We start from the raw sequence: 6480 nt of genomic DNA, 5'->3' as shown, positions 1-6480 counted from the left end.
GGCGAGGCGGAAGAGCCTGCTGTGGGGTCATGTCCTGCCGTGGAGGTGGCCTACCGTCAGCGGCTGCGGGCCTGCCTGCCCCAGCCGTCGGTACCCCCCGCTCCCGACTGTGCGACTGGGCCGTCAGAAACGGGTGGGCGGGTGGGAAACCCCCGCGTGGGGTCACTCCCTTCCCGTGGGGGTGGCCCATCGCCGGTGGTTGCGGGCTCGCCCGCCCTGAGCCGTCGGGCCCCGGCGGTGCGACCGGGCCGTCAGTAACGGGCGGGTGGGCGAGGCGGAAGAGCCTGCTGTGGCGAGGCGGAAGAGCCTGCTGTGGGGTCATGTCCTGCCGTGGAGGTGGCCTACCGTCAGCGGCTGCGGGCCTGCCTGCCCCAGCCGTCGGTACCCCCCCCGCTCCCGACGGTGCGAGTGGGCCGACAGTAACGGGTGGGCGGGTGGGAGACCCCGCGTGGGGTCACTCCCTTCCCGTGGGGGGGTGGCCCATCGCCGGTGGTTGCGGGCTCGCCTGCCCTGAGCCGTTGGGCCCCGGCGGTGTGGTTGGGCCGTCAGTAACGGGTGGGTGGGTGGGGGATTCCGCTGTGCGGTGGTTGGGGGCCCGCCCGCCTCCAACCGTCGGGCCCCGACCGTGCGACCGGGCCGACAGTAACGGGCGGGCGGGTGGGAGACCCCGCCAGGACGGCTAGGCGACCGGCCTGAGGGGCGCGGGTTCCGCCTGCGGGGGCACCGCTGCGGCGGAGGCGCCGTCAGCCCCGTCACCCCCGTCGGTGTTGATGCGTTCGATCAACGCGTCCCGCTCCGGCGTGTCCTCCGGCTTGACGTAGCCGATGACGACGTAGAGGAGGAGCGAGACGCCGAGGGGGATCGACACCCGGTACTGGAGCGGCACGCCGCCGTCGGCGTTCCAGTGGATGGGGTAGTTGACCAGCCAGAAGGCGAGCAGCCCGAGGCCCCAACTGGTGAGCGCCGCGGTGGGCCCCGAGCGGCGGAACTGGCGCAGCAGGCTCAGCATCATCGGGATGGCGATGGGGCCCATGAGGCCGGCGACCCACTTGATGACGACGGTGATGATGTCCTCGAAGGCGGGGGAGTTGACCTGCGTGGCCACCGCCATGGAGAGGCCGAGGAAGACGACGGTCGTGAGCCGCGCGGCGATGAGTCCGGACCTGTCGTTCCAGGCGCGGGCCTTCCGGGAGAGGACCGGCGCCACGTCCCGGGTGAAGACGGCCGCGATGGCGTTGCCGTCGGAGGAACACATGGCCATGGTGTGGGAGAAGAAGCCGACGATGACAAGACCGAGGAGTCCGTGGGGCAGGAGTTGTTCCGTCATCAGGGCGTACGAGTCCGACCCGTCGGGCTTCTTCGCGTCGACGAGCAGCGGCGACATCCACATGGGGAAGAAGAGGACGAGCGGCCACACCAGCCACAGGGTGGCGGACAGCCTCGCGGACCGCGAGGCCTCGCGCGCGTTGGCCGTGGCCATGTAGCGCTGGGCCTGGTTGAGCATGCCGCCGTTGTACTCGAAGAGCTTGATGAAGAGGAACGCGAGCAGGAACACCGTGCCGTACGGCCCGACCAGCGGCTTCGCGTGGCCGTCCAGTTCGGGCCGGTCCCGGACGCCGAAGAAGCCGCCGTAGTCCCCGAGTTTCACCACGACCGCCACGAACATGGCGACCCCGGCCAGGAGCTGGATGATGAACTGGCCGAGTTCGGTGAGCGCGTCGGCCCACAGTCCGCCGATGGTGCGGTAGATCGCCGTGACGACGCCCGTGATGAGGATGCCCTGGTTCAGGGAGACGCCGGTGAACACGGACAGCAGGGTCGCGATCGAGGCCCACTTCGCGCCCACGTCTGGGTGACGAAAGCCCGCCGAGGGGTGGGTCGGCCACCCCTCGGAGGGCTCGGTCAGCGCATCAGCTCTCCCGCGTTCACCAGGAGCGACTGGCCCGTGATGGCCCGCGCCCTGTCGGACGCCAGGAACACGCACGCGTCCGCGACATCGCCGTCCGTCGCCAGGTCCGGCAGTGCCATCCGCTCGGCGAGCCGCCGCTTCACCTCCGCCTCCGGCACGCCCTCGGCGTCCGCGGTGAACTTCACGTACGCCTCCACCGGTGGCCCCCACATCCACCCGGGCTGGACCGTGTTCACCCGTATCCGGTGCGGGCCGAGTTCGCGCGCCAGCGAGTACATCGCCGAGACGAGGGCGCCCTTCGACGCCGCGTACGCCGCCTGCCGCACCTGCGAGGGCGCGGCCACCGACGACTGCGTGCCGATGAGCACGACCGAGCCGCCGCGCTCCTTCAGGCCCGGCAGGCACGCCCGGGTCATGCGCAGCGAGCCGAGCAGGTTCACGTCGAGGATGCGGTGCCAGGTGGCGAAGTCCGCTTCCTCGATGCCGCCGAAGCAACTGTCCCAGGCGGCGACCTGGACCAGTGCGTCGATTCGCCCGAAGCGCTCGACGGCCAGCGTGGCGAGGGCCCGGCACTGGTCCTCGTCGGTGATGTCCGTGACCCGGTACGCGACCCGCCCGCCGCCCGCGTCGACGGCGGTGGCGGTCTTGGCGAGGTTCTCCTCGGTGCGTGCGCCGAGCACGGCGCACCCGCCGTCCCGTACGACGGCGGCGGCGACCTCGTGACCGAGACCCGCACCCACCCCCGAGACGACGACGGTCCTGCCGGTGAGCAGTGACACGATTCCTCCGGCTCGCTCTCTGGTGAATTGCCTGACGGGGCGTCAGAGTAAGGACGTCCGGGGATGGAAGGAAGAGGCGGGGAGGGGTGTGAGCGCCATGGGCGAGCGGGGCGGCAGCGGCAGTGGGAGCGGCGCGGGCGGGGGGACGCGCAGTGACGTGTATGGCGAGCTGGCCGCCGTCGGGCCCTACGGGGTGCGCCCGGGGCATGCGCTGATCACCATGGTCGAGCCGCACCCCGGCCAGGAGTACGCCTATAACCGCTGGTACGAGGACGACCACTACTACGCGGGCGCGATGGCGATGCCCTGGATGTACGCCGGGCGCCGCTGGGTGGCGACCCGGGACCTCCAGCTCCTGCGCTTCCCGGGGAAGTCGGCGGTCGCGCGGCCCGTGACGGCCGGCTGCTATCTCTCCACGTACTGGATCACCGAGGGGCGCTATGCCGACCACATGAAGTGGACCGTCGGCATCAACAAGCGGCTGAACCGCGACAGCCGCGTCCACCAGGCCCGCACCCATGTCTTCACCGCGTTCCAGGACCACGAGGCCACCGTGTACCGGGACGGCGCCGCAGGTCCCCGCGACTTCCACGCCCTCGATCACCCCTACCGCGGCCTCGTCCTTGAGGTCGTCGACGCCGAGGGTCCCGGGCGGCGCGGGGAGCTCCTGGAGTGGCTGGTGGCGCGGCAACTGCCGGGGGCACTCGCGGGGTCGCCCGCCGCCATGGTGGTGATCTTCCGGCCGACGCCGCTGCCGGGGGACCGGATGACCTATGTGAAGCAGGTCGAGGGCGTCGACACCCGTCTGACCCTGCTGTGGTTCCTGGAGTGCGATCCGCGCGACTGCTGGACGGAGCGCTTCGCTCCTCCCGCCGACGCGCTCACCGGAGCGCTCACCGACCCGGTGGCCGCGTCCGGGCTCGGGCGGGTGGAACTGGTCGCCCCGTTCATCCCGACGGTCCCGGGCACGGACCGGTACGTCGACCAGCTCCGCTAGCGCGGCGACCGGGGCCCCCGGGGCAAGGCCGAGCCCCCTCGGCCAGGACGGCGGGCCAGTCGAGAGGGCTCATGCGATGCTGCGTCGCAGCGGTGTCGCGGTGCTGCTGCGGTGATGCTTATGTGGTTGTGTCTGTGCGTAGTGGCACGTATCACCCGCGTTCGTGGGCCCCGCTGCGGACCTCGGCCACGAAAACGTTCCAGGACGAGGCCGGGAAGGCGATGACGGGACCGTCGGAGACCTTTGAGTCCCGCACGGAAATCGCCTGTGTCACTGGTGACTTGACCTCGACGCAAGCGCCGTTACCGGTGGAGTAGGAAGACTTGGTCCACGCGTGCGCGGCACCCTGCTGAATAGCCATGTTCGCTCCGTTTTGCCCAGTTGGTGAATTGCTGTGACCGCTGAGAGCGGCAATCGCCAACGTGCTTGCTGCTGGCGTGAATGACGCTACTCGCCAACATCGATCGGCGGATGGGTCGTTCACTCAACCGGATGGCATATTCCAGAGGGGTCTTCCGCCGCGCTATGGCCAAGGTGTACTGTGCGGCATTTTCCCGACCCAGGGCCCTCGGGGGCCCGTGTGGACGCCGGACATCAGCGGGCGTAGTCCTTGGCGATGTCCGCGATGAGCTGACGGGACTGCTCCACATTCAGCGCCTGCGCCCGCAAATGCTCGTACATGACGCTGTATTGCTGGACGTCGTTCGCCTTTTCCAGATACAGGTCGCTGGTGACGCCCTCGATGTAGACCACGCTGGAATCCGAGGCGTCCGGGAACTCAAGGATCGCGTACTGGCCGTTCAGCCCCGGGTGCGCACCCATCTCGAACGGGATCACCTGCACCGTCACATGCGGCAATTGCGACTGTTCCACCAGGTGCTCCAGTTGTTCGCGCATCAGCGCTCTGGTGCCGACGACGCGGCGCAGCGCCGATTCGTCCAGGACGGTCCACAGGCGCAGCGGGTTCTCCGGCGCCGCGACGCGCTCCTGGCGGCGCATCCGGACCTGCACCCGTTTCTCGATGTCCGTCGGTGTTGTCTCCGGTAGCGCGCCGGTGATCAGGGCTTCCGCGTACGGACGGGTCTGGAGCAGGCCGGGGACGACCTGCGGGTCGTACACCCGCAAGGAGGCGGCGTCCGTCTCCAGGCCGATGTACACGCTGTACGGGATGTCGCCGAAGGAGTGCCACCAGCCCTGCTGGCGCGAATCCTTGGCCATCTGCATCAAGGAGTCGACGATACGGTGGTCCTCGACCTCGTACACCCCGCAGAGGTCGCGGACGTCGCGCTGGCTGATGGAACGGCGGCCGTTCTCCAGGCGGCTGATCTTCGACTGTGAGACAAGGAGTCGCTCCGCCACCTCCTCTGCCGTCATGCCTTTCAGCTCACGCAGCCGGCGCAGCTCCTGTCCGAGCCGGCGTCGCCTGACAGTGGGATTGACGTTGGACGCCACGGGACGTGCACCTCCGGCACTATGCCTCTACTTTGCGTGTCTGCTGCCATGCAGAGTGCCACCACGGGTCAACTCGGCGCTGGGAAACAGCAGAACAGCGGTAGGCGCGGGTGCCGGTGCGGCGGTCGCCGTGGGCGGTTTCGCAACACGCGTGCAGGGTGCGGCGGTTGCGGCCGCGCGGGCCGGGGCGCCGGTGCCCGTCCATGGACATCCGGCCCCCCGACCGCGCGGACCAGCGGCTCCCGAACCGGGTCTGGGGACTGCGGTGCGGCGCTGGGTGCACCTGGGGGGTGCGAGTAATGCTGGCGTTGCCGAACTCAGTGCTCGGTACTCAGTGGGCCACGGCGCGGGCCATGGCTCCCGCACCTCGGCGTGGCTGCATCGGGACCCTGCCGGGTTCCGGTACGGCCCGTGCCGTCTGCGCGGGCTGTCGCCCGCCCTGCCCCACGGCAGTCGCGGGACTGCGGCGCGGCTGCGCCGCCACCCCGTTCTGGACGTCCATCACGGCGTGCGCCACGAGGCCGCCCATCGGGTCGTGCCTGATCAGATCCCGCAGCCGGGAACGGGACGAGCGGCCCTCGTTGCCCGGATACAGGTGCTTGCCGAGTCCGACCGCGTGGGCCAGTGCGGCGAGCGCGGCGGTCCGCGGGTCCGGTGGTACACCGGTGCGGATCGCCGAATCGAGCCGGGCCCTGATGTCCCGGCTGATCGCCGTCTCCGTCGCCTGGTAGCGAGTCGTCGGCAGCACTCCGCACATCTGGCCCGCCACGGCATGCACCATGCCGCACCGCTCCAGATGCGAGAGGTAAATCTGGCGCAGCCCCAGCCGGGGCCCGCCGATCCAGTGGACCGCCCGTACCGGGCTGCCGCGCCTGCGCAGCAGTTCCAGTGCGGAGTCCAGAGTCGGATCTCCGGTCGGCCGTGGCATCACCACGGCGATACGATCCCCGTCAGGGGCTATCCGTCCGGCCAGCGCCAGCTCCACTAGCTGTGCTCCGGCCAGACCGAGGTCGAGCGACTGCGGCTGCGCTGTGGTACCCGTGGCCGGGTCCAGAGCGAGCAGCAGAAGCTCCTCCGGAATTGTTCTGCGGCTCCTGCCCATCCATGCCTCCCCGCGTGGATGAATGACAGGGTGACCCCTCTCACATTGGTCTGTCGAGAGCGCGTGGGCGGTACGTACGGGAACCAGTAGGTATGTCGTTCTCGTCTACCACGGGGGTTAAGCCCTCACACAGGACACTGGTACACGGTTCGGACAGTGGGTCCGGGCGGTGGTTTTGCGTGGTAAGTGCGGCGAGTACGGCGAACGAGGAGGCATCGGTGGCGGGCGAGTTCCCCGACAG

The 6480-nt window shown here is 70.0% G+C and carries 5 protein-coding genes and 1 pseudogene; 1 reads left to right on the top strand and 5 read right to left on the bottom strand.

The window, feature by feature from the left end; translation table 11 throughout:
- Positions 1-679: 679 nt before the first annotated feature.
- Together IG78_RS0111565 and IG78_RS0111560 are read right to left on the bottom strand one after the other, a co-directional pair.
- Positions 680-1849: pseudogene (locus IG78_RS0111565) on the bottom strand (sodium:solute symporter family transporter); the annotation flags it as partial.
- Between the two features lie 53 nt (positions 1850-1902).
- On the bottom strand, positions 1903-2688 hold the full coding sequence (locus IG78_RS0111560) for an SDR family oxidoreductase (protein ID WP_030561893.1): 786 nt from the start codon (positions 2686-2688) through the stop codon (positions 1903-1905).
- 97 nt (positions 2689-2785) lie between these two features.
- Here IG78_RS0111560 and IG78_RS0111555 point away from each other — a divergent pair, with 97 nt between their 5' ends.
- Positions 2786-3685 (top strand): hypothetical protein, encoded by a 900-nt coding sequence (locus tag IG78_RS0111555; protein WP_051852541.1) that lies wholly within the window; start codon positions 2786-2788, stop codon positions 3683-3685.
- Positions 3686-3836: 151 nt separating this feature from the next.
- On the opposite strand, the gene IG78_RS0111550 is transcribed toward IG78_RS0111555, so the two are convergent.
- From IG78_RS0111550 to IG78_RS0111540, 3 genes are all read right to left on the bottom strand, one after another.
- Positions 3837-4046 carry a DUF397 domain-containing protein gene (locus IG78_RS0111550; protein ID WP_030561888.1) on the bottom strand — a complete coding sequence of 70 codons (210 nt, stop codon included), beginning with the start codon at positions 4044-4046 and terminating at the stop codon, positions 3837-3839.
- Between the two features lie 233 nt (positions 4047-4279).
- Positions 4280-5137 carry a helix-turn-helix domain-containing protein gene (locus IG78_RS0111545; RefSeq protein ID WP_030561887.1) on the bottom strand — a complete coding sequence of 286 codons (858 nt, stop codon included), beginning with the start codon at positions 5135-5137 and terminating at the stop codon, positions 4280-4282.
- Positions 5138-5468: 331 nt separating this feature from the next.
- Entirely contained in the window at positions 5469-6239 is a 771-nt protein-coding gene (locus tag IG78_RS0111540) for a GOLPH3/VPS74 family protein (RefSeq protein ID WP_030561886.1), read from the bottom strand.
- Positions 6240-6480 lie beyond the last annotated feature (241 nt).

This window comes from Streptomyces aureocirculatus, from assembly GCF_000720475.1.
GTDB classification, from domain to species: domain Bacteria; phylum Actinomycetota; class Actinomycetes; order Streptomycetales; family Streptomycetaceae; genus Streptomyces; species Streptomyces aureocirculatus.
Note: the sequence above shows the minus strand (reverse complement) of the source record. Positions and strands in the feature narration are given on the sequence as shown.